We start from the raw sequence: 20,575 nt of genomic DNA on the forward strand, positions 1-20,575 counted from the left end.
GAAGCATGGAAAATACAACTAAAACAATCAAAAAAGTACCAGCCAGCCGTCCTTGGTTACTGGGTTTGCTGTTGCTGTCTGCCTCTCCGGCGATGGCAGTTCCGCTGCTGTACGATGTTCGTTATAACCCGTTAAGCACAGGCGAAACTGAAATCGAATTTGTGTTCGATGAAGATTTACAGGCTGAGCCTTCAGTGCAGGTGTTAAACGATCCGTCACGGATTGAGCTGACCTTCGACGAAGCCGATTACGAAGAAAAGCTGGCTGAAGTGGTGATTGATAAAGCCGGTGTGCAAAAAGCCAAGTCTGAATTTTATAACGAAGGTTTTAAAACTTCGGTTTATCTCGATTACCTGAAGCTGTACCGCACCCGCGTCAAAGGTAACGTGTTTTATCTGCAGATTTCTGACAATCCAACCGAAGCTGGCCCGGGTCAGACTGCGGATGTAACTCCTACCTATATCAACAAAGTCAACGCCATCGATTTTCGTCGGGGTGAAAAAGGCGAGGCCCGGGTGCTGGTGTTCTTAAAAGAGAATACTGCTGCGGTCGACGTTTCTGAAAAGCTCGGCAAAATTGTAGTTGAATTCCACAACACCGACATTCTGGAAGAGTTGTTATATCAGCTGGACGTGATGGACTTTGGCACTGTGGTGAAAGGGATCGAAACCTTTAAAGAAGGTGCGTTAACCCGCTTGGTGATTGAGCCGACTGAAGCCTTTAAGTTTAACTATCAGCAAGTTGACAACATTTTCAGCTTAAGTGTGGAAAAAGACGAATCTGCCGTTGGTTTTATGGCCGGCGGTAAAGAATACAAAGGCCGTGCTATCTCTTTAAACTTCCAGGATATTCCGGTTCGTACCGTGCTGCAGATCATCGCCGACTATAACGGTTTTAACCTGGTCACCAGCGACTCGGTCAACGGTAATATCACCTTACGTCTGGACGGTACCCCCTGGGATCAGGCGCTGGATATAGTACTGAAAGTACGTGGTCTGGATAAACGTATGGATGGCAACATTCTGATGGTGGCGCCAACAGACGAACTGGCAGAACGTGAAGCCAAAGAGTTACAGGCCCGCAATAAAGTGGAAGAGCTGGAAGCTTTATACTCAGAATTTATTGCAGTGAACTATGCCAAAGCGGCTGACTTAGCCAACCTGTTGAGCAATAAAGACGCTTCATTATTAACAGCCCGTGGTGTGGTGTCGGTAGACGACAGAACCAACACTATCCTGTTAAAAGACACCGCCAAGGCCATTGAAAACGTACGCCGTTTAGTCGAGCGTTTAGACGTACCGGTAAAACAGGTGTTGATTGAATCCCGCATGGTCACGGTCAAAGACAGCGTGGCGGACGAACTGGGTATTCGCTGGGGTTTTAACGACCAGCAGCTTACCAAAGGTGTAGGTGGTAGCTCCGAAGCGGCCAATGATCTTGCCAACGGCGTGATTCCAGGTCTGGGAGACAGATATAACGTCAATCTGCCGTTAAATTCAGAGTCTGCCGGCCGTATTGGTTTCCATATTGCCAAGTTAGGCGACGGTACGCTGATTGATTTGGAACTGTCGGCACTGGAAGAAGAAAACAAAGCGGAAATTGTGGCTTCACCCCGTATTTCGACAGCCAACCAGAAAAAAGCCCGTATTGAGCAGGGTGTGGAAATTCCATACGTACAGTCAGCATCAAGCGGTGCTACTACAGTGGAATTTAAAAAGGCGGTATTAAGCCTGGAAGTAACACCTCAGGTTACACCGGATAACAAAATTATCCTGGACCTGGTGGTGACGCAGGATACCGAAGGTAAAATTGTACCCACAGCAACAGGTAACGCTGTGGCCATTGATACCCAGCGCATTCAGACTCAGGTGCTGGTAGATAACGGTGAAACCATAGTGTTGGGTGGTATTTACCAGCAACAAACGGTCAATACTGTGCAAAAGGTACCTTTCTTCGGCGATATTCCATACGTTGGCGCAATGTTCCGCCGCTCACTGGATAAAACCGAGAAGAAAGAACTCCTGATTTTCGTCACGCCAAAAATTCTGACTGAAAACAAATAAAGTCTTGCTCTGAGCTTCACAGGACCCAGCCGGGTCCTGTGAAATTTAGCTTGCTAAGCTATCGGCAAAACTGACATAATTCAGCGCTTCAAATTTTCGTGGGAGCTTTTAGGTCCTGACATCAACCCTCATTTAGTTAGCTGATTAGCATTACGACATATGGCAGAGAAACGCAATATCTTCCTTGTTGGCCCTATGGGCGCAGGAAAAAGTACCATTGGCCGTCATTTAGCAGAAATGCTGCATCTCGACTTCTACGATTCAGATCAGGAAATTGAGCGCCGTACCGGTGCCGACATTGCCTGGGTTTTTGATTTGGAAGGCGAAGAAGGCTTCCGCATTCGTGAAGAAAACGTCATTGAAGACCTGACCGAACTGCAGGGCATAGTCCTGGCAACTGGCGGTGGCTCGGTGTTGAGCAAAGAAACGCGTAACCGTTTATCAGCTCGTGGCATTGTAGTTTATCTGGAAACGCCGATTGAAAAGCAGGTTGCCAGAACCCAGCGGGATAAACGCCGCCCGTTATTACAAACTGAAGAAGCACCACAACATGTGCTGGAACGTCTGGCTGCTGAACGTAATCCGTTGTATGAAGAAATCGCCGATTTCACTATCCGGACTGACGAACAAAGCGCCCGTTCTGTTGCCAATCAGATTGTTGAACAACTGGGTTTTTAATTTTTCCAGCTAAGGGGACTGTCGATGGAAAAAGTTGCCGTTCAACTTGGCCAGCGCAGTTACCCGATAGTGATTGCGCCTGACCTACTTACCAGTGCGCACCAGGTGCCGGAGCTGTCGATGCTCTGGCGCTATAAAAAAGTTGCGATTATCTCCAACCCTACGGTCGCTACTTTATACCTGCCACAAATCCGAACCTTGTTTGCCGGCCAAACCGTCAGCGAAATTTTGCTGCCCGATGGCGAAGCTTATAAAAATCTGCAGTCTTTTGAGCAGGTGAATTCATTTTTACTGGAACAGCGCATGCCGCGTGACGCACTGTTAGTCGCGCTTGGTGGTGGGGTGATTGGCGATTTAACAGGTTTTGTTGCTGCCTGTTATCAACGCGGCACCGCATTTTTGCAGATCCCAACCACTTTGTTATCGCAGGTTGATTCATCAGTGGGTGGCAAAACAGCCGTCAACCATGCACTTGGCAAAAACATGATTGGTGCTTTTCACCAACCGCAGGCCGTGCTGATCGATACCCGCGTTTTAGCCTCATTACCTGCACGAGAATTCAGCGCAGGTATGGCTGAAGTGATTAAATATGGTTTGCTTGGTGATGCGGCCTTTTTCAGCTGGCTGGAACAACAACAACAAGCCATCCGCCAGTTGCAGGAACCGCAGCTTAGTCAGATGATCCGCCACTGTTGTCAGATGAAAGCCGATATTGTCAGCCGGGATGAAACCGAGCAGGGCGAAAGGGCGTTATTAAATCTGGGTCACACCTTTGGACACGCCATTGAAGCCTGGTTGGGTTATGGTGAGTGGTTGCATGGTGAAGCTGTTGCCGTTGGTATGATGATGGCATTTGAACTTGCTGCCGCCCGCGGTTGGGTGCAGTCTGATGATGTTGCCAGAGTCCGTGCATTATTACAGGCTTTTGCCTTACCTGTTGCGCCGCCGGCCGGTATGAAGATTGCGGACTTTATGCCTTATATGAAAACAGACAAAAAAGTAAAAGACGGCCATATGCGCTTTATCTTGCCAAAAACGCTTGGGGTCGCCATCATCGTTGACGATGTCACAGAAACAGAATTACAGCAGGTTTTTGCCGGATAAATGTCTGAATTACAACAAAAGTTAACTCATATGAAAGGCTTATTGCCTTCACAGCGGCAGTGGCTGGAACGATTGGTATTCCAGCTGGAGTTTAATCCTTATCAGCGTATTCATATGGTGGGCGGGCCAGGCACCGGCAAAACCACCTTAACGCTGGCCATTGCCGACTTGTTATCCAGTCAGTTTAATCTGGCTTTGATTAAAGCTGAACCTGAGTTAACCGCCGCCAGAGTGCGCCAGCATGTGCTGGAGCATTGGTTTGGTGTCTGTAAAGACGCCACTAAATCTATGTTGCAGCTGGTGGGCGACAGAGAACTGACAGAGCCACTGGCGTTAGTGATTGACCAGGCTGAATATTTGCCTGAAGAACTCTGGGCTGAACTTGCCGAATTGCCTTGTCTGGTGATTGCAGCTACCGAACATCCGGCTGAGGCCGCTGAACTAAATCTGCCGCTGCCGGCGCTTGGTCTGGAAGACGCTCAGCTGCTGCTCGAAGGCAGTGGTTTAAACACCCTGACGGTTGCCGATCGGATGGATACTGCGCTTGGCAATATGCATGTCTTGCTGGACCCTTCATTAGCCCGCCGCCAAACACCCAAAACTGAAGTTAAAACAGCGTCGCTGGCCAAACCTTTATTGGTATTTACCGGCGGCATGGCGCTGATAGCTGCTGTGGTATTTTTCTGGTTCTGGACCGAACAACAGCAACAGCCAGCCGGTTTGGGTGAGCTGACTTATCTGCCGGAAGAACAAGAAGTTGCACCTGCACCAGTGGCAGCAACTGCTGTGCCTGCAGCAAATAAAGCTGTGGTGGAAAAGCTGGTGGGCGAACTGGAACAGGTGGGCAGTAAAACTGCATCGTCCAGCGCTGCTGGTATGGCAAAACCTGTTGATTTTGCTGCCGCTGAGCAAGGGCAGGCTGTAGCCACTGAGCAGCCTGCAGTTGAACCCACAATTGAAACGCCAGAAGAGCCAAAGCTCAAAGAAAACACTTCAGCACAGGCTGAAGATAACAGCCCATCAGTGGTAACAGAGCCAGCTCCAGCCCAAAATGAACAGCCGGAGACAATTCCGACCCAGGTGCCTGATTTAACTCAGGGCAGTGCCGAACAAGCGCAGCCTGAAACAAAGCCTGAGCAGCAACTGGCCGCTGAGGCCGAGTTATCTGTTGCCGATGAAATGACCGAAGAAGTCAGTGGACAGCAACAGCGCAGCACCGAGACTTTGGCAGAGCCCGTCGCTGAGCCGGAAGAGGATTTAGCGGCACAAGCCCAGGCAGAACTGAAAAAAGCATCTGCGACCACCCAGCCAAGTGCCGGTGGTTATGCCTTCCAGGAGTCTGAGTTATTGTCGATGTCTGGTATGGCACTGCAGCTGGTAGTGTTTTCAAACGAAGCGGCATTAAAGTCGTTTTTGGCCTCAGAGCCATCTTTGCAAACCTATACCTACCAGCGCACCAAAAATGGTCAGCGCCAGTTGGTGGTGGTGATGGCGCCTTTTGCTGATGCGGTTGAAGCCAAAGCCCAGATATCCGCTTTACCCAAGGCGTTGCAACAGGCTTTTGTCAAACCACTGGCCGATATTCATAGTGAAATCAGTGTTCAATAAGCAGGCAGGTTCACTTTGAATAAAAATCCGGTGAAAAAGCAGCGCGCTTTTTTAAAGTGGGCGGGCGGCAAATATAACCTGATGGAAGCTATTGTCGGGCATTTGCCGGAAGCTGATGTACTGGTGGAGCCTTTTGTTGGTGCAGGTTCGGTGTTTTTAAATACCAACTATTCCCGTTATCTGCTTAATGATATCAATGCCGATCTCATTCATTTGTATCAGTTTTTACAGCAAAAACCACAGCAGCTGATTAGCGACGCCCGTTTATTATTTGCCGAAAGTAATAATGAAAAATCGGCATTTCTGGCGTTGCGCCAGCTGTTTAACCAAACAGCAGATCCTTACCAGCGTTCATTGTTGTTTCTGTTTTTAAATAGGCATTGTTATAACGGTTTATGCCGTTATAACCAGTCAGGCCTGTTTAATGTGCCATTCGGCAAATATAAAAAACCTTATTTCCCTGAAGCTGAGCTGGAAGCTTTTGCTGAAAAAGCCAGTAGAGCGACATTTGTTTGTATGGACTATCAGCAGTTGTTTGCGCAATTGCCGGCGAAGGCTGTGGTGTATTGCGACCCGCCTTATGTGCCTTTGTCAAAAACCGCCAGTTTTACCTCTTACGCCAAAAACAGTTTTAATCTGGATGATCAGGCCGATTTAGCGAATTTGTCGGAGCAGGCGCAGCAGCGTGGTCATTCGGTGCTTATCAGTAACCACGATACCAGCTGGACGCGCAAGATTTATCAGGGTGCTGAATTACATTCGATTCAGGTGGGGCGTTCCATCAGCCAGAAGGGCAGTACCAGAGGCAAAGTGACCGAGCTGTTTGCTTTGTATAAAAGTAGTGCAGGGCGCTGAAAGGTTCAGACTGCTAGTCTAAAACCAGTTTGACTGTGATGAGCAGCACAGCGACAAACAACAGCGTCGTAATAATACCGGCCACTATATAAGGCACAGGACTGCTGCTGTTGAAGTCTTGTTGTCGTTGTTGTTCAGATTGCACACCAATCAAAGCGCCCGCCACAGCCTTAAACACTTGTTTCAGGCTGGGTTGCTGTTTCATGATGCTGATTTGTGGTGGAAACGGCTGAGCAATTCGAGTAAATCAATAAAATGGAATTGGGTTGAGCGGCTATGGCCACTGAACCAGGACGACCAGCTCGGTTGTGGTGCCTGATCACATTGTACTGTGATGTGCTCGATGCCTTGCTCAGAGATTGAAATGATTTTATTGCACGACGCAATATGGGGTTCACTTTGTGCCGGCAATAACAACACCACTGCGCTTAATCCAAGCAACAGGCCGGTAATTTTGATTAAAGTTGGTGTTTTCATCAGTCGCAGATCCATCGGTTGACTGGCGAATAATACAGCAGTGATACAAATTGAACAAGCCATTGCTATGTTTTCCCAGATAAGGGAACTGAAAGCCAGGCTGCATCTTTAACACCTCTCAGCAGCAGCCGCGGCTGGCGCTGCTTTGAGGCGTTTGATCGTGATATCAGAAACTTTTGGTCAGGGTTGCAACCAGACGGCCATCACACAAATTACATTCAGCCGAACTGTCGATATCAGTGTCGGCATATTTTAACGACAAAGAGGTACCAAGCAGCGTGGTGCTGGCGCCAATGCTCCAATCCAGATAACCATCCCCTGAGACAGGGCCAGCCGCCAGGAAAGTGCTGTACTGGGTGTTGTTTTCAAACTGGTTATAAGATGCGTGCAGTTGCAGCGTCAGATTATCGAGCAGTGGGTAGTTATAATCGGCTGAATAATAATAAAAAGTGTCCACATCAGTGCCGAAATAATCGTTGGAATAAGCCAAGCCAAGCGTCAGATCTTTATAAATAAATTTGCCGTAAGCTTCATAAAAATTAAACTGGTCAGTGTCGTTATTGCCATTGGGGTAACGGTACTGCATCACACCCAGATCGGTGCTCCATTCTTCAGACAACTTGCCTGTCCAGCCGGCCAATAAATCCAGCTCCATCGAACCCTGACCAAAACTGATATTTGAGCCCCAGGTGGACAGGTAAAAACCATTTTCGGCGCTTAACGTCAGGCCACCCTGTAACGCCATACCTTCATTGGTTTGCGAAATACCCCGGAACAAATAATCGGATGTCAGGCTGACATTGCCACTGAGAGTAGGCTCAGCCTGGCTGGAAAAACTTTGGCTTGCCAGCAGCAATAATGCGCAGGTTAGTGCAATAGGAAGTGGCTTAGTGAACGGTGTTGCAGTTTTTTTCATGAGATTTGCCCTTGTCTGAAAGTATCACCTTTGGCTATTCCATTTTTATGCCACAGAAAAATGTTTATAGGATTCAATGCTCTAGTTTAGCTGCTTATTGCACAAATGCTGCCACTGCGCTGATTTGGTGCGTAATTGCCTGTTTTATGGGCGCTTTGTGACAGGCAGTGGCTGCTTTGACAACACAAATCGGTTACATTAAGCGCCAATTTTATTTGCCATAAGCGGAGATAAGTCTGATGCAACCATTTTGGCTGGCGCCTTCAATTTTATCGGCTGATTTAGCCAGGCTGGGTGACGATGTAGCGCGAGTGCTCAGCGCAGGCGCTGATGTGGTGCATTTTGATGTGATGGACAATCACTATGTGCCCAATCTGACTTTTGGCCCTATGTTATGCAGCGCTTTGCGCAATTATGGTATTACCGCACCTATTGACGTGCATTTAATGGTGGAACCGGTGGATGCACTGATCCCACAATTTGCCAAAGCCGGTGCCAGTATTATTACCTTTCATCCGGAAGCTTCCAGACATATCGACCGCAGCCTGCAGCTCATTCGCGAACAGGGTTGTCAGGCCGGTTTAGTGTTTAACCCGGCAACGCCTTTAACCTACCTTGAACATGTGATGGACAAAGTGGACGTGATTTTGCTGATGTCGGTGAACCCTGGTTTTGGCGGTCAGAGTTTTATTCCGTCAACACTGGATAAACTGCAAAAAGCACGGCAACTGATTGATCAAAGTGGTTTACCGATCCGTCTTGAAGTAGACGGTGGTGTCAAGGTGGACAATATCGCCGAAATAGCCGCTGCCGGCGCCGATATGTTTGTGGCAGGTTCGGCCATTTTCAGTCAGCCTGATTATGCCGCTGTGATTGCACAAATGCGCGCTGAACTGGCCAAAGTTGCCCGTTAAGCACACTGTAATTTCAGTGGCTGCAGGGTATAATCGCGACAATTTTTTAGTTTGATCCCAAGGTTTGGATCATCAGCAACGGATTTTTTATGACAGCAAGCAAGAAACCCATTGTATTAAGCGGTGCTCAGCCTTCGGGACAGCTCACTATTGGTAACTATCTGGGGGCTTTACGGCAGTGGGACCGCATGCAGGACGATTATGACTGCCTGTATTGTATTGTTGATTTGCATGCCATTACGGTGCGTCAGGAGCCAGCTGCCCTTCGCAGTGCATCACTCGATTCTCTCGCGCTCTATCTGGCCTGTGGCATAGACCCACAGCGTTCAGCGGTATTTATGCAGTCGCATGTGCCTGAACACAGCCAGTTAGCCTGGGTATTAAACTGCTACACCCAGTTTGGTGAATTAAGCCGGATGACGCAGTTTAAAGATAAATCTGAGCGTCATAACAATAACGTTAATGCCGGTTTGTTTACCTATCCGGTGTTAATGGCCGCTGACATTCTGTTGTATCAGGCCAATCAGGTGCCGGTTGGTCATGATCAAAAACAACATCTGGAACTAGCCCGTGATGTTGCCATGCGCTTTAACGCCTTGCACGGTGATGTGTTTACCGTGCCAGAGCCTTATATTCCGCCTGTGGCTGCCCGGGTGATGAGCCTGCAGGAACCAACCAAAAAGATGTCAAAGTCGGATGAAAATCCGTGGAACTTTGTTGGTTTGCTGGAAGATCCAAAAATGATCAGCAAAAAGTTTAAAAAGGCGATGACAGACTCGGAAGACCCACCAAGGGTGTATTTTGATATTGATGCCAAGCCGGGTGTTGCTAACCTGCTGAGTATTTTGTCCGGCGTGACCAACAAGTCGGTGGAAACTCTGGTAAACGAGTACGAAGGCAAAATGTACGGCCATTTAAAAACGGACGTGGCTGATGCGGTGATTGCGCTGCTGGAGCCAGTGCAACAACGTTATACCGAGATCAGGCAGGATCAGCAGCTGATGAATGACGTGATGCGTGCCGGCGCTGCTAATGCCCGTCAGCGCGCAGCGGCAACTTTAGCCAAGGTGAACGAAGCCGTAGGCTTTGTGATGCCATAACAGGCTGATGAAGCAATAAAAAAGGAGGCTAAGCCTCCTTTTTTATTGCTTAAAATCAGTGTCAGAACGCATTAACACCGGGCTATTCCAGGCCATTGCAGGGACCTTAGCTGCCGTGCTTTTTGGTTATTCTTTTGGCCTTTTGGTTTTATCCCAGACTTTAGATTCATTACCCTGCCATAAACGCACAATGTTCTGCCGGTGCCGGATCACAATCAAAATACTCAGCATCAGCACAGGAATGGTATATAAAGGTTTGATAAACCAGGTAAAAATGGGAGCCAGGCTCACTGTTACAACAGCGGCAAATGATGAATAACCTGTGGCGCCGACCAGAATCATCCAGGTGGCAATTAATAAACCCGCCAGATCAAGACCTATGGGCATCATAGTGCCAAAAGCGGTGGCAACAGCTTTGCCGCCCTGAAACCCAAAAAATACCGGATAAATATGCCCCAGGCAGGCGCAGATAGCGATCATGCCCAGATAAAAAGCTTCAATGCCGAGAAAATAAGAACCCCAGACCGGAATAGTGCCTTTAAGCACATCAAACACCAGCACCAGCGCAGCGGGCAGGGTGCCGCCCAGGCGCAGCACATTGGTGGCACCGGGATTGCCGGAGCCATGACGGCGCGGATCAGGCAGCCTGAACAGTTTGCTGACAATAACGGCTGATGAAACCGAACCGCACAAATAAGCAGCTATCATCATCAGGCCGATACTGGTTGTTATCAATGGATTTCCTCAACACCTGGTTTTGCGTTAAGATCGCGTCGGATTTACGAAAGCGGTCAGATTATCGGCTTTTTTACGCTTTGCCTATCCGACCAGCCTACCTGAACCCTAAGATAACGCAATGCGGAAGCCAATATAATGGATATGGTATTTATAAAACAGTTACAAATCGATACGGTGATTGGGGTTTATGAATGGGAAAAAACCATCACCCAACGTCTCGAACTGGATTTGGAACTGGCCACTGATATCCGTCAGGCCGCTGCTGGCGACGATATTCGTCTGACGCTGGACTATGCCGTGATCAGTGAAAAAGTAACGGCGTTAGTTTGTGCACAACCGCTTGAACTGATTGAAACAGTCGCTGAAAAAGTAGCTCAAATGTTATTAACCGACTTTGCCACACCAGCAGTGCGGGTGCGGGTTTGTAAACCGGGTGCAGTGCCTGCTGCCGCCAATGTCGGTGTTGAGATTCGCCGGGGCGCCTGGTAATGGCGCAGATTTATATTAGTGTTGGTACCAATCACAACAGAGAACATCATATCCGGATGGCGGTGCAGGAGCTGCAGCAGTTTTTTACCAGCCTGCAATTGTCGTCCGTGTATGAAAGTGAAGCTGTCGGTTTTAAAGGCGATGCTTTTTACAATATGGTTGTTGGTGCCCAGACTTCACTCAGTGTTGCCGACTGCGTCGCTGTGTTTAAAGCCATCGAAGACCGGCATGGCCGGGTACGTGGTGGTGAAAAATTTTGTGGCCGCACCCTCGATCTGGATTTATTAACCTACGATCAGGTGATTTGCCAGCAACCGGTAGAATTACCCCGGGGTGAAATTACCGAAAACGCCTTTGTGCTCTGGCCGCTGGCCGAAATAGCCCCGACAGTGCTGCATCCGGTATTGGCTGTCAGTTATCAGCAGCTGTGGCAACAATATCAAAAACAGCAAAAAATCTGGCCTGTGCCTTTTCAGTTTTAGCCCTGCTGTCATCTATTAAGACAGCGACAACGTAAACAGGAGGTTTCGATGTTAAGGTGTCTCACAAATAGTTACAAATCTGTATTAAAAACATCCAGGCGGCTGTCTCGAGTTTGACGACGAGCTATGGTATTTTATACAGCTGTTTTAAAGAGAATTATTGTTATTTCTCTGCCTGAATTCTTTTAACGTTCGACATAAGCAAACTGGCGACCCGAATGAAAGCACTTAAATCTATCCTGATTGCGTTTGGCCTGCTGCTATTGGTATTGGCAATTGTTGCCGGTATCAAAGCTGAGCAGATTTTTACCATGATCAAAAGTGGTGAATCTTTTGTCCCCCCTCCAGAGTCTGTCAGTGTGTATCAGGCTAAGCTGCAAAGCTGGCCACAAACCTACACTGCCATCGGTACAGTGGAAGCGGATGAAGGCATCACTATTTCAGCCCAGGTGCCAGGTAAGGTAAAACGTATTGCCTTCCAGAGTGGTGCTTATGTGCAGGCTGGCGAAGTGCTGGTTGAACAGGAAGCGGTCAACGAAAAAGCCCAGCTGGATGCCGCTCAGGCCAGATTAAAGCTGGCACAGGCCAGTTACCAGCGTCTGGTAGAACTGCGTAAACGCAATATCGCCAGCCAAAGTGAGCTGGATACTGCGGTACAGCAGGTTGAGTCGGCTAAAGGTGATGTGGATGATTTGCGCGCCACCCTGGAGAAAAAACAAATTCGTGCGCCTTTTGATGGCCGGGTGGGTATTCGTCAGGTCGATTTAGGCACCGACTTACAGGTGGGCACTGCCATAGTTTCGCTGCAAGCCACCAACAGAGTGCGGGTGAATTTTCCGGTTCCACAAGGTTGGCTGTCACAAATCAGCCGTGGTTTAGAGGTCAGCGTGGCCGTTGGTGATGCTGAAGGTTCTGTTGTTTCCGGCAAAATTACTGCTATTGGTACTGAGATTAACCCAACGACCCGCAACGCCATAGTGCAGTCTTCATTAGACAATGCCGACAATAAACTGATGCCGGGCATGGCGGTGTCAACCACAGTAACTTTAAGCGAGCCGTTACAGGTGTTGGCTGTGCCTTCTACCGCCATTATCTATGCACCTTTTGGTGACACAGTTTTTGTCGCGGACAAAGATGAAAAAACCGGTGCGCTTAAAGCCAGACAGCAGTTTGTGCGGTTAGGCCAGTCCAGAGGTGATTTTGTTGAAGTGCTGGATGGTATTAAAGCCGGTGAAAGTGTGGTCAGTGCCGGCGCTTTTAAACTTTTTAATAATCAGGCGCTGGTGATCACCGACCAACCAACGCCGGAATTTAAAACAGAGCCAACACCGGCGGACAGTTAAGCCAATTTGCTGCAGACACTGCCATTTTTTCAGGTGAATAATGAATATTACCGATATTTTTATTAAAAAACCGGTGCTGGCCATAGTGGTCAGCCTGCTGATTTTATTGGCCGGTTTTCAGTCGCTCAGCAATTTGTCGGTGCGTCAGTATCCGCGCAGTGACATTGCTGTGATCAAAATTACCACTGTTTATGTGGGAGCCAACGCTGAACTGGTGCGGGGTTTTATTACCACGCCGATAGAGCGGGCTATCGCCTCAGCTGGTGGTATTGATTATGTGGAATCGCAGAGCACTATGGGTGTGTCCACCATCAGTGCTCATCTGCATTTAAACTACGATCCGCTTAAAGCCATGACCGAGATTACCGCAAAGGTGAATCAGGTGCGCGGCGAGTTACCGCCAGAGGCCGAAGTGCCTTCCATTGCCATCGAAGCGGCGGACAGCCAGTTTGCGTCGGCTTATTTAAGTTTCAGCTCGGACATTCTGGAACAAAACCAGATCACCGAATTTTTAACGCGCTCGGTACAACCGCGGTTAATTGCGGTTTCCGGTGTACAAAAAGCGGAAATCCTCGGTGGCCGTACCTTTGCCATGCGCATCTGGTTAAAACCGGAAAAAATGGCCGCTTATAACATTACCCCAACCGATGTACGCCAGGCGCTGGCCAATAACAATGTGCAGGCTGCTATTGGCACTACCCGCGGCTCCTACACTCAGGTGAATTTAAGTGCCAATGCCGACATGAACAATGTGGAAGACTTCCGCCGTTTGGTGGTGCGTCAAAACAGCGAAGGGGTGGTGCGGCTGCAGGATATCGCTGATGTGGTACTTGGGGCAGACGATTATAGTGTAGAAGTGAACTACTCCGGTCAGACCGCGGTGTTTATGGGTGTTTTTGTGGCGCCCAATGCCAATAGTCTGGAAGTGATTAAAAAAGTCACCGAAGAGATGGAAGCCATCAAAGCCGAATTGCCGGCGGGTTTAAGTGGTGAAGTGTCCTACGACGCCACTAAATATATTCAGGCTGCCATTGATGATGTGATTAAGACCCTGGCCGAAACCCTGATCATTATCATTATTGTGATTTTCCTGTTCCTGGGTTTTAGCCGCTCTGTGCTTATTCCGGTGATTGCGATACCGCTGTCGCTGATAGGCGCGTTATTTATTATGAAAATCTGTGGTTTTTCGCTGAACCTGCTGACGCTGTTATCAATAGTTCTGTCGGTGGGTCTGGTGGTGGACGACGCCATAGTGATGGTGGAAAACATTGAACGCCATATCCAGGAAGGTTTAAAACCCTTTAAAGCTGCCATAGTGGCGGCGCGTGAACTGGCCGGCCCCGTGATTGCGATGACAGTCACACTGATGTCGGTTTATGTGCCTATTGGTTTGCAGGGTGGTTTAACCGGCACCCTGTTCCGCGAATTTGCCATTACGCTGGCCGGTGCTGTAGCCATTTCCGCTGTGGTGGCTATTACCTTATCGCCAATGATGGCGTCCAGAATGCTAAAACCTCACACTGAGCTTAAAGCGCCTTTGTCGAAAATTTTTGACCGTTTTAGCGTGTTTTACAGCCGCAAACTGAATCAGACGCTGCAAAACCGCTGGGGTGTGTATTTGTTCTGGATTGGTATTACCGCTATGACCATTCCGCTTTATAGCATGTCGGCCAAAGAGCTGGCACCGACAGAAGATCAGGGTGTTATTTTTGGTATTGTTGATTCATCGGCCAATGCCACTATTGACCAGTCGGCGTTTTATGGCAAACAGGTGAATCAGGTATTTATGAAGGTGCCTGAAACCGACTTTACCTTTCAGATCAACTTCCCAACCGGCGGTTTTAGCGGCATGGTGGTGAAACCCTGGGGTGAGCGTGAGCGCACTACAGCGGAAATTTTGCCTTCAGTGCAGGAAGAACTCAGCAAAATAGCCGGTGTGCGTATTATGCCAATTACCCCGCCGGCTTTACCTGGTGGTGGTCAGTTCCCGGTGGAGTTTGTCATTGCTTCTACCGCCGACTCGCGCGAAATTTACAATTATGCGTTAAAGATGCAGGAGCTGATGACTAACAGCGGTATGTTTGCCTTCCCACCTATGCTGGATATGAAAGTGGACCAACCTGAATATCAGCTGCATATCGACCGCGAAAAAGTGGCCGATTTAGGCCTGGATATGCGCACCGTCACTCAGGATCTTGGCACCTTATTGGGCGGTGGTTATGTCAACCGCTTTAATATGGCTGGCTTAAGTTACAAAGTGATACCGCAGGTGAAAAGGACAGGCCGTTTAACGCCGGATGATTTAAGCAAACTTTATATCACTGGGCCGGATAACAGCATGATCCGCTTAGATCAAATTGCCACTATGACCCACAGCACTGTGCCGCGTAGCATCAACCGGATGCAGCAGTTAAACGCGGTGAAAATCAGTGGTGTGACGTTAAAGCCGCTGGATGAAACCCTGAGGTTCCTTGAAGCTGAAGCGGCAAAAATTTTGCCATCAAGCTACACCGTAGATTACACCGGTGAATCCAGGCAGTTAAAACGTGAAGGCAATACCTTCCTGCCGGCCTTTTTAACCGCTTTGATGATGATTTTCCTGGTGTTAGCGGCGCAGTACAACAGCTTCCGTGACCCTGTGGTGATTCTGGCTGGTTCAGTGCCGCTGGCGATGTTTGGCGCTCTGGTCTTTACCTTCCTGAAAATCCCGGCGCCTATTCCGCACTTTACCGATGCTTTTACCAGCACGCTGAATATCTACTCGCAGGTGGGTTTAGTGACTTTGGTCGGCCTGATTGCCCGCAACGGTATTCTGGTGGTGGAATTTGCCAATAAACTGCAGGAAGAAGGCCTGAGCAAAATTGAAGCTGTGCGTCAGGCCTCTGTGCTGCGTTTAAGGCCGGTACTGATGACCAGTATTGCCACAGTGGCCGGTCATACCCCGCTGATTTTTGCCGAAGGTGCAGGTGCTGAAGCGCGTAACTCTATTGGTATCGTATTAGTGCTCGGCATGACCATAGGTACCATCTTTACCTTGTTTGTGTTGCCATCGATTTATGTGCTGCTCGCTAAAGATCATCAGGCTGATCACGTCAAAGAAGAAAAACTGCAGGCCGATGCGGTGTAACAGCTGCACTTCAGTTGTAACCCAATAAAAAACGGAGCCGTCAGGCTCCGTTTTTTTATTGGGCTTTTTTCCCCGCACACCGTTTTTAAATGTAATTTTATTGCGCTTCAGGTAGTGAATGGTCGCCCGCAGCTTTCAGCGCCTGCATGCTGTGACTGATGGCATCCAGCCTGGCCTTTGCCACTGCGCTGCGCATGGCCTCGCCCTGAAAACCTGCTGCGACCAGCGTTTTAATATCCACGGTTTTGGCGGCATTTGCCAGGGCGCGTAAATAATCCGCCTGCGGATAAGACGCCTGTTCAAAACCGGTGCGGCCGCGCAAATCGGCGATACAACACAGCAACAACAATTCCAGCCGCTCCGGTTTGCGCCATAAATCAATGCCATCAAACAGCTTTTGGATGGTGACAGGGCGCAGCTCCAAAGCTTTGTGTACCAGCTGATGGTATTCACTGGCCAGCAGCGCTAGATCCCGGCAGTCGTTGGGAATACGCAGACGCTGACACAGGGCGCTAATCTCTGGCAACCCCAACACTTCATGGCCGTGGTGTGACGGCCAGTGCTCTGGTGGAGTCACGCCCTTGCCGAGATCATGGCACAAAGCGGCAAAACGTACGTCCAGCCGCTCCGACAGTAGCGAAGCCTGCTGCAGCACCAGCATACTGTGAATGCCGCTATCAATTTCCGGATGCCATTTTGGCGGGTTGGGGATGCCCCAGAGTTTATCAAGTTCCGGCATCAGCACGGCCAGGGCGCCCACTTCATGCAGTAACTCAAAATAAGCAGCCGGTGTTTGCTCCAGCAGTGCTCTGGACGTTTCCTGCCATACCCGCTCCGGTGTCAGATGTTGCATCTCACCCTGCGCCACCAGCTCGGCCATCAGTTGTTTGGTGTCGTCAGCCACGCTAAAACCCAGCGGAAAAAAACGGGCATAAAAACGCGCGACTCTGAGCACCCGCAGTGGATCTTCAACAAAAGCCGGCGACACGTGGCGCAACAGTTTTTGCTGTAAGTCCTGCTGCCCGCCATAAGGGTCAAATAACTCACCGCTTTGTTCATCAAGCGCCATTGCATTAATGGTTAAGTCGCGGCGCATTAAATCCTGTTCCAGCGTCACATCGGGCGCAAAATAACAGGCAAAACCGGTATAACCCTGGCCTTGTTTACGTTCAGTGCGGGCCAGCGCGTATTCCTGCTTGGTTTTGGGGTGTAAAAACACTGGAAAGTCTTTGCCGACACTCTGATAACCTTGCGCCAATAATTGTTCCGGTGTGGCCCCGACAACCAGATAGTCGTTGTCTTTTACTTTCAGGCCCAATAACTGGTCGCGCACTGCGCCGCCCACAAGATATATCTTCACATGCTTTCCTGACTGCGGTTTTTTTGCCATTATAACCGGCCAGCAACAATTGTCGCGTCAGTCACAGTCAGGATGTTATGTACACCGGATTTTTTGGCCTGAACAGCCAGCCGTTTTCAATCGCGCCCAACCCGGAATTTATGTATTTAGGGGCCCGTCATACTGAAGCTTTGGCGCATTTGCGTTATGGCCTGGGTGATGCCGGTGGTTTTGTCTTGTTAACAGGCGAAGTCGGCACCGGTAAAACCACAGTGTCGCGCTGTTTAATGGCAGAGCTGCCGGAAAAAACTCAGGTGGCTTTTATTCTGAACCCGACTTTGTCTGAGCTTGAGCTGCTGGCTGCTATTTGTGATGAGCTCAAGATCCGTTATAAAAAAACCGACGCCAGTTTAAAAAATCTGACCGACAAAATTACCGCCAAATTGTTAAAAAACCACGAGGCGGGGCTCAATACCATTTTAATTATTGACGAAGCGCAGCACCTGCAACCGGCTGTGCTGGAGCAATTGCGGCTTCTGACCAATCTGGAAACCAACACCAAAAAGTTATTGCAGGTGATTTTAATCGGCCAGCCTGAGCTGCAGCAGCTGTTGCAGCGCCAGGACTTACGCCAATTAGCACAGCGTATTACCGCCCGTTACCACTTAATGCCGCTGACATTAATGGAAGTGCAACATTATGTGCAGCACAGGTTGCAGGTGGCCGGTTGCAGCAGGCCGGTGTTTACCGACGGTGCACTGAAAAAATTATTTATGTTATCCGGTGGTATTCCACGGCTGGTGAACCTGATTTGTGATCGCGCTTTGCTGGGTGGTTATAGTCAGCAAAAAGCTTTGATAGACGCAGCGCTGGTGCAACAAGCGGCGGCGGAAATTCTGGCGGTGCGTAAGACTGAGCCAGCCAAAACCACGCCCTGGTGGTTCTGGGCGTTACTTTTTATCGGTTGTATCGGCCTTGGCGCTTTGCTTGCCATTGGCCTGGACCTTGGGCTGAATGCAGTACCGGGTTCCGGCCTGAATAAATCTGGAAGTTAACTGATGTCGTTATTGATGGAAGCGTTAAAACAGCAACAAGGTCAGCAGCCGATGCCAGCTCAGCCTGTTGCTTATTCTCAGCCAGCGCCAACACCCAATGCACAGGGCTGGAAAATGCTGGCTTTGTTGCTGTTGGTGCTGGTGGGCTTATTAGCTGGTTTTTTACTGGCGCAATATCTGCAAAAACCGCCAACAGCGCCGGTTGCCGCTGTGGTTCCACTACAGCCAGCCAGCGCCGGTCAAATTTTGACTGATTTATTGACGGTGCCGCCAGGTTCTGCCAGCACACAGGCCGATAGCAGTGCGGATGAAAGCCGCCTCGATGACAGTGCTGATCAGAGCAGCGAAGAGCCGCAACTGCTGGTATCAGCACAGCCGCGCTCGAAGCGACAGACGCAACAAGGGCTGGATGAACAGGTGGCTCTGGTGGCTGGTGAGCGCACTGCCCCGGAACCTCAAAACGATGTTGTGGCTACAGACTATGCCGACGAATTTCAGGCCCAGCCAGAGATGGCAGAAGCCAGCCTTGCTGACGAAGTTGCCCCTATGGCGCAACCTGAGCTCAGTGCCAATGAAGTGTCGGATGAACTCAAAAGCAAATTTGCACTGGCGCTGGAAGAAACAGGCTCAGCGCCAAGACGGCAGTCGGTGACAGAGCATGCGGCGCCGGCGCGCGATATCAATAGTCTGGATGAGCTGTTAAAACGGCAAATTCCACCCTTGCGTTTTGAAGCCCATGTCTATGCCACTGAACCCAAACAGCGTTGGGTGAAAGTAAACGGCAAAGATTTACAGGAAGGGCAGTGGGTGACAGCCGATATTCAAATTAAAGAAATTACGCCGCAGTATGTGTTGCTGCAAACCGGCCGGCAGCTGTTTAGTGTGGAAGCGCTTAGTGAATGGTCGTACCGTTTACCGGGGCGTTAATTCGGGTTATAGATAATGCTGTAACTCCAGCTGATATTTTTTTAAGTCAGCGCAGGATTCAATCACTTCTTCACTTTGTTTACTTAAATCCAGCAGCTTGGCCGGCAAATGATGTCGGTGCAGGCTGTGGTAAAACAGTTTTAGCTTGGGTTTATCCGGATGCACACTGTGATTTTCCAGTACCAGCCCAAGCTTGCCAGATTTAAGCCGCACCACAGTGCCAGGGCTGTACAGGCCCACACATTGCAAAAACTCGCTACAAAGTTCGCTGTCCAGCGTTTTACCTTCGGCTTTTTTCAGGCTGGCTGCGGCCTGTAATGAATTTTTTCCCGCTGCTGTCAGCTTGCTGTAGCTGTTCACAATAGCCAGCATTTTGCCACCCAGGCTCTGCTGCTGCCCAAGACTTAAACAATGTTCCTCAATCATTTGTAAAAGTTCAGCCGGGCAATCCTGCTGTTGCTGCAACATCGGAATGCTGTAGCTGGCAGCATCAGAATCCAGATAAGGCTGGTTTGGATAGAGCAGCTGTAAATGCAGAGCGCCGCTGTCGTGCAATAAAGCGCCCAGTGTATAAAGCTGAGCTTGTTCTACCGGCAATTTGAGCCTTGCGGCAAAAGCTGCCATTAAACAGGCACAGCTTAAACTGTGCTGCAACAAGGTGTCATTCTGTTGGCTGACCTGCTGCAAAAATAACAAAGCCTGACTGTTGCGTTTGGTGCTTTCCAGCAAGCGGTTGCTGACGCTCGACAGCTCATGAAAATCCAGCTCCTCCTGCTCTAACAGTTTGGGAAAACTGGCCTGCAGGCTATGTGCACTGGCGCTAAAAGCCAGTTCAGCTTTATTAATTTCCTGCTCAAAACTAATGCGGGGGGGCTTTGGAGGTGCCGGGGTTTTTGGCTCTGCCGGCGTTTCTGTTGGTGCAGCGGCAGGCGGTAATTGTTTGGCCGGGTCGATGGCAACTTCCAGCACGCCTTTTTGTTTGAGCAAAGCCAGAGCTTCCGGGCTTCGCACCCAGCCCGCGTCTTTCACCACAACGTCGCCGCGCTGCCGGGTCACCGACACCACATAACTGCCCAGTTGAAGTTCATCAATGGCGACCCGTTGCAATGCCATGATGCCGCTGTCCTTGAATAAAAAGAAGAATTTTGCTGAACATAGGCTGCTTCAGCCTGAAATGCAATGACCTGCAGGGGGCTTGCTGAAAAAATTCCGGTCCGTGGAATTTTCCTTCTGTATCAACGGCAATTGCTGCTGCATTACCGCTGTACCATAGATCCCTGTATATCACCGCCAATTGCTCCTGCATTGCCGGTGTACCATAGGTCCCACTATATCACCGCCAATTGCTCCTGCATTGCCG

General features: G+C 49.4%; 20 protein-coding genes. 13 read left to right on the top strand and 7 right to left on the bottom strand.

What is annotated here, in order from left to right:
- Window positions 1–5: 5 nt before the first annotated feature.
- From N3Z11_RS04450 to N3Z11_RS04470, 5 genes are all read left to right on the top strand, one after another.
- Window positions 6–2,063 (top strand): type IV pilus secretin PilQ, encoded by a 2,058-nt coding sequence (locus tag N3Z11_RS04450; protein ID WP_260655950.1) that lies wholly within the window; start codon window positions 6–8, stop codon window positions 2,061–2,063.
- Window positions 2,064–2,222: 159 nt separating this feature from the next.
- A complete protein-coding gene (aroK, locus tag N3Z11_RS04455) occupies window positions 2,223–2,741 on the top strand; it encodes a shikimate kinase AroK (protein WP_260655951.1) in 519 nt (172 codons plus the stop codon).
- Window positions 2,742–2,765: 24 nt separating this feature from the next.
- Entirely contained in the window at window positions 2,766–3,845 is a 1,080-nt protein-coding gene (gene aroB, locus N3Z11_RS04460; RefSeq protein WP_260655952.1) for a 3-dehydroquinate synthase, read from the top strand.
- Window positions 3,846–5,453 (top strand): AAA family ATPase, encoded by a 1,608-nt coding sequence (locus N3Z11_RS04465; RefSeq protein WP_260655953.1) that lies wholly within the window; start codon window positions 3,846–3,848, stop codon window positions 5,451–5,453.
- Window positions 5,454–5,468: 15 nt separating this feature from the next.
- Window positions 5,469–6,308, top strand: a complete 840-nt coding sequence (locus tag N3Z11_RS04470; protein WP_260655954.1) for a Dam family site-specific DNA-(adenine-N6)-methyltransferase — start codon at window positions 5,469–5,471, stop codon at window positions 6,306–6,308.
- Between the two features lie 13 nt (window positions 6,309–6,321).
- Here the strand turns inward: N3Z11_RS04470 and N3Z11_RS04475 are convergent, their stop codons facing one another.
- From N3Z11_RS04475 to N3Z11_RS04485, 3 genes are all read right to left on the bottom strand, one after another.
- Window positions 6,322–6,513: a DUF2970 domain-containing protein gene (locus N3Z11_RS04475; RefSeq protein ID WP_260655955.1), complete on the bottom strand. Its 192-nt coding sequence runs from the start codon at window positions 6,511–6,513 to the stop codon at window positions 6,322–6,324.
- Window positions 6,510–6,785, bottom strand: coding sequence for a hypothetical protein (locus N3Z11_RS04480; protein WP_260655956.1), 276 nt, complete (start codon window positions 6,783–6,785; stop codon window positions 6,510–6,512). The genes N3Z11_RS04475 and N3Z11_RS04480 overlap by 4 nt, the downstream gene beginning before the upstream one ends.
- Before the next feature lie 166 nt (window positions 6,786–6,951).
- Window positions 6,952–7,701, bottom strand: coding sequence for a TorF family putative porin (locus N3Z11_RS04485; RefSeq protein WP_260655957.1), 750 nt, complete (start codon window positions 7,699–7,701; stop codon window positions 6,952–6,954).
- A gap of 239 nt (window positions 7,702–7,940) precedes the next feature.
- Between N3Z11_RS04485 and rpe the strand changes: the two genes are divergently transcribed.
- Entirely contained in the window at window positions 7,941–8,615 is a 675-nt protein-coding gene (gene rpe, locus N3Z11_RS04490) for a ribulose-phosphate 3-epimerase (protein WP_260655958.1), read from the top strand.
- Window positions 8,616–8,704: 89 nt separating this feature from the next.
- Complete coding sequence (gene trpS, locus N3Z11_RS04495; protein WP_260655959.1) at window positions 8,705–9,715, top strand: tryptophan--tRNA ligase; 1,011 nt, start codon at window positions 8,705–8,707, stop codon at window positions 9,713–9,715.
- Between the two features lie 126 nt (window positions 9,716–9,841).
- Here the strand turns inward: trpS and plsY are convergent, their stop codons facing one another.
- On the bottom strand, window positions 9,842–10,450 hold the full coding sequence (plsY, locus tag N3Z11_RS04500; RefSeq protein ID WP_260655960.1) for a glycerol-3-phosphate 1-O-acyltransferase PlsY: 609 nt from the start codon (window positions 10,448–10,450) through the stop codon (window positions 9,842–9,844).
- 138 nt (window positions 10,451–10,588) lie between these two features.
- On the opposite strand from plsY, the gene folB reads away from it, so the two are divergent.
- From folB to N3Z11_RS04520, 4 genes are all read left to right on the top strand, one after another.
- The gene (gene folB / locus N3Z11_RS04505; protein ID WP_260655961.1) at window positions 10,589–10,942 is read left to right on the top strand and encodes a dihydroneopterin aldolase; all 354 of its coding nucleotides are present in this window, start codon (window positions 10,589–10,591) and stop codon (window positions 10,940–10,942) included.
- On the top strand, window positions 10,942–11,424 hold the full coding sequence (gene folK / locus N3Z11_RS04510; RefSeq protein ID WP_260655962.1) for a 2-amino-4-hydroxy-6-hydroxymethyldihydropteridine diphosphokinase: 483 nt from the start codon (window positions 10,942–10,944) through the stop codon (window positions 11,422–11,424). Before folB ends, folK begins: the two co-directional genes overlap by 1 nt.
- Window positions 11,425–11,642: 218 nt before the next feature.
- Window positions 11,643–12,767: an efflux RND transporter periplasmic adaptor subunit gene (locus tag N3Z11_RS04515; protein ID WP_260655963.1), complete on the top strand. Its 1,125-nt coding sequence runs from the start codon at window positions 11,643–11,645 to the stop codon at window positions 12,765–12,767.
- Window positions 12,768–12,807: 40 nt separating this feature from the next.
- A complete protein-coding gene (locus N3Z11_RS04520) occupies window positions 12,808–15,894 on the top strand; it encodes an efflux RND transporter permease subunit (protein ID WP_260655964.1) in 3,087 nt (1,028 codons plus the stop codon).
- Window positions 15,895–15,991: 97 nt separating this feature from the next.
- Here N3Z11_RS04520 and N3Z11_RS04525 read toward each other — a convergent pair whose 3' ends face one another.
- Window positions 15,992–17,254, bottom strand: coding sequence for a multifunctional CCA addition/repair protein (locus tag N3Z11_RS04525; RefSeq protein WP_260655965.1), 1,263 nt, complete (start codon window positions 17,252–17,254; stop codon window positions 15,992–15,994).
- Between the two features lie 77 nt (window positions 17,255–17,331).
- On the opposite strand from N3Z11_RS04525, the gene N3Z11_RS04530 reads away from it, so the two are divergent.
- Together N3Z11_RS04530 and N3Z11_RS04535 are read left to right on the top strand one after the other, a co-directional pair.
- Window positions 17,332–18,288: an AAA family ATPase gene (locus N3Z11_RS04530; protein ID WP_313771330.1), complete on the top strand. Its 957-nt coding sequence runs from the start codon at window positions 17,332–17,334 to the stop codon at window positions 18,286–18,288.
- 3 nt (window positions 18,289–18,291) lie between these two features.
- Window positions 18,292–19,215, top strand: coding sequence for a general secretion pathway protein GspB (locus N3Z11_RS04535; protein WP_260655966.1), 924 nt, complete (start codon window positions 18,292–18,294; stop codon window positions 19,213–19,215).
- A 6-nt stretch (window positions 19,216–19,221) separates the two neighbouring features.
- Here N3Z11_RS04535 and N3Z11_RS04540 read toward each other — a convergent pair whose 3' ends face one another.
- Window positions 19,222–20,328, bottom strand: coding sequence for an HD-GYP domain-containing protein (locus tag N3Z11_RS04540; RefSeq protein ID WP_260655967.1), 1,107 nt, complete (start codon window positions 20,326–20,328; stop codon window positions 19,222–19,224).
- Complete coding sequence (locus tag N3Z11_RS04545) at window positions 20,303–20,521, bottom strand: hypothetical protein (RefSeq protein WP_260655968.1); 219 nt, start codon at window positions 20,519–20,521, stop codon at window positions 20,303–20,305. Before N3Z11_RS04545 ends, N3Z11_RS04540 begins: the two co-directional genes overlap by 26 nt.
- Window positions 20,522–20,575 lie beyond the last annotated feature (54 nt).

The sequence above is a fragment of the Rheinheimera sp. 4Y26 genome, from assembly GCF_025245835.1.
Lineage (GTDB): Bacteria > Pseudomonadota > Gammaproteobacteria > Enterobacterales > Alteromonadaceae > Pararheinheimera.

Excerpts from the sequence above, each read along its gene's own strand:
- N3Z11_RS04485 (WP_260655957.1), bottom strand. The coding sequence starts at position 7,701 with ATGAAAAAAACTGCAACACCGTTCACTAAGCCACTTCCTATTGCACTA.
- aroB (WP_260655952.1), top strand. The coding sequence starts at position 2,766 with ATGGAAAAAGTTGCCGTTCAACTTGGCCAGCGCAGTTACCCGATAGTG.
- N3Z11_RS04540 (WP_260655967.1), bottom strand. The coding sequence starts at position 20,328 with ATGGCATTGCAACGGGTCGCCATTGATGAACTTCAACTGGGCAGTTAT.
- N3Z11_RS04475 (WP_260655955.1), bottom strand. The coding sequence starts at position 6,513 with ATGAAACAGCAACCCAGCCTGAAACAAGTGTTTAAGGCTGTGGCGGGC.
- aroK (WP_260655951.1), top strand. The coding sequence starts at position 2,223 with ATGGCAGAGAAACGCAATATCTTCCTTGTTGGCCCTATGGGCGCAGGA.
- N3Z11_RS04515 (WP_260655963.1), top strand. The coding sequence starts at position 11,643 with ATGAAAGCACTTAAATCTATCCTGATTGCGTTTGGCCTGCTGCTATTG.
- N3Z11_RS04450 (WP_260655950.1), top strand. The coding sequence starts at position 6 with ATGGAAAATACAACTAAAACAATCAAAAAAGTACCAGCCAGCCGTCCT.
- N3Z11_RS04545 (WP_260655968.1), bottom strand. The coding sequence starts at position 20,521 with ATGCAGGAGCAATTGGCGGTGATATACAGGGATCTATGGTACAGCGGT.
- N3Z11_RS04535 (WP_260655966.1), top strand. The coding sequence starts at position 18,292 with ATGTCGTTATTGATGGAAGCGTTAAAACAGCAACAAGGTCAGCAGCCG.
- rpe (WP_260655958.1), top strand. The coding sequence starts at position 7,941 with ATGCAACCATTTTGGCTGGCGCCTTCAATTTTATCGGCTGATTTAGCC.
- N3Z11_RS04480 (WP_260655956.1), bottom strand. The coding sequence starts at position 6,785 with ATGAAAACACCAACTTTAATCAAAATTACCGGCCTGTTGCTTGGATTA.
- N3Z11_RS04530 (WP_313771330.1), top strand. The coding sequence starts at position 17,332 with ATGTACACCGGATTTTTTGGCCTGAACAGCCAGCCGTTTTCAATCGCG.
- folK (WP_260655962.1), top strand. The coding sequence starts at position 10,942 with ATGGCGCAGATTTATATTAGTGTTGGTACCAATCACAACAGAGAACAT.
- N3Z11_RS04520 (WP_260655964.1), top strand. The coding sequence starts at position 12,808 with ATGAATATTACCGATATTTTTATTAAAAAACCGGTGCTGGCCATAGTG.
- N3Z11_RS04465 (WP_260655953.1), top strand. The coding sequence starts at position 3,846 with ATGTCTGAATTACAACAAAAGTTAACTCATATGAAAGGCTTATTGCCT.
- trpS (WP_260655959.1), top strand. The coding sequence starts at position 8,705 with ATGACAGCAAGCAAGAAACCCATTGTATTAAGCGGTGCTCAGCCTTCG.
- folB (WP_260655961.1), top strand. The coding sequence starts at position 10,589 with ATGGATATGGTATTTATAAAACAGTTACAAATCGATACGGTGATTGGG.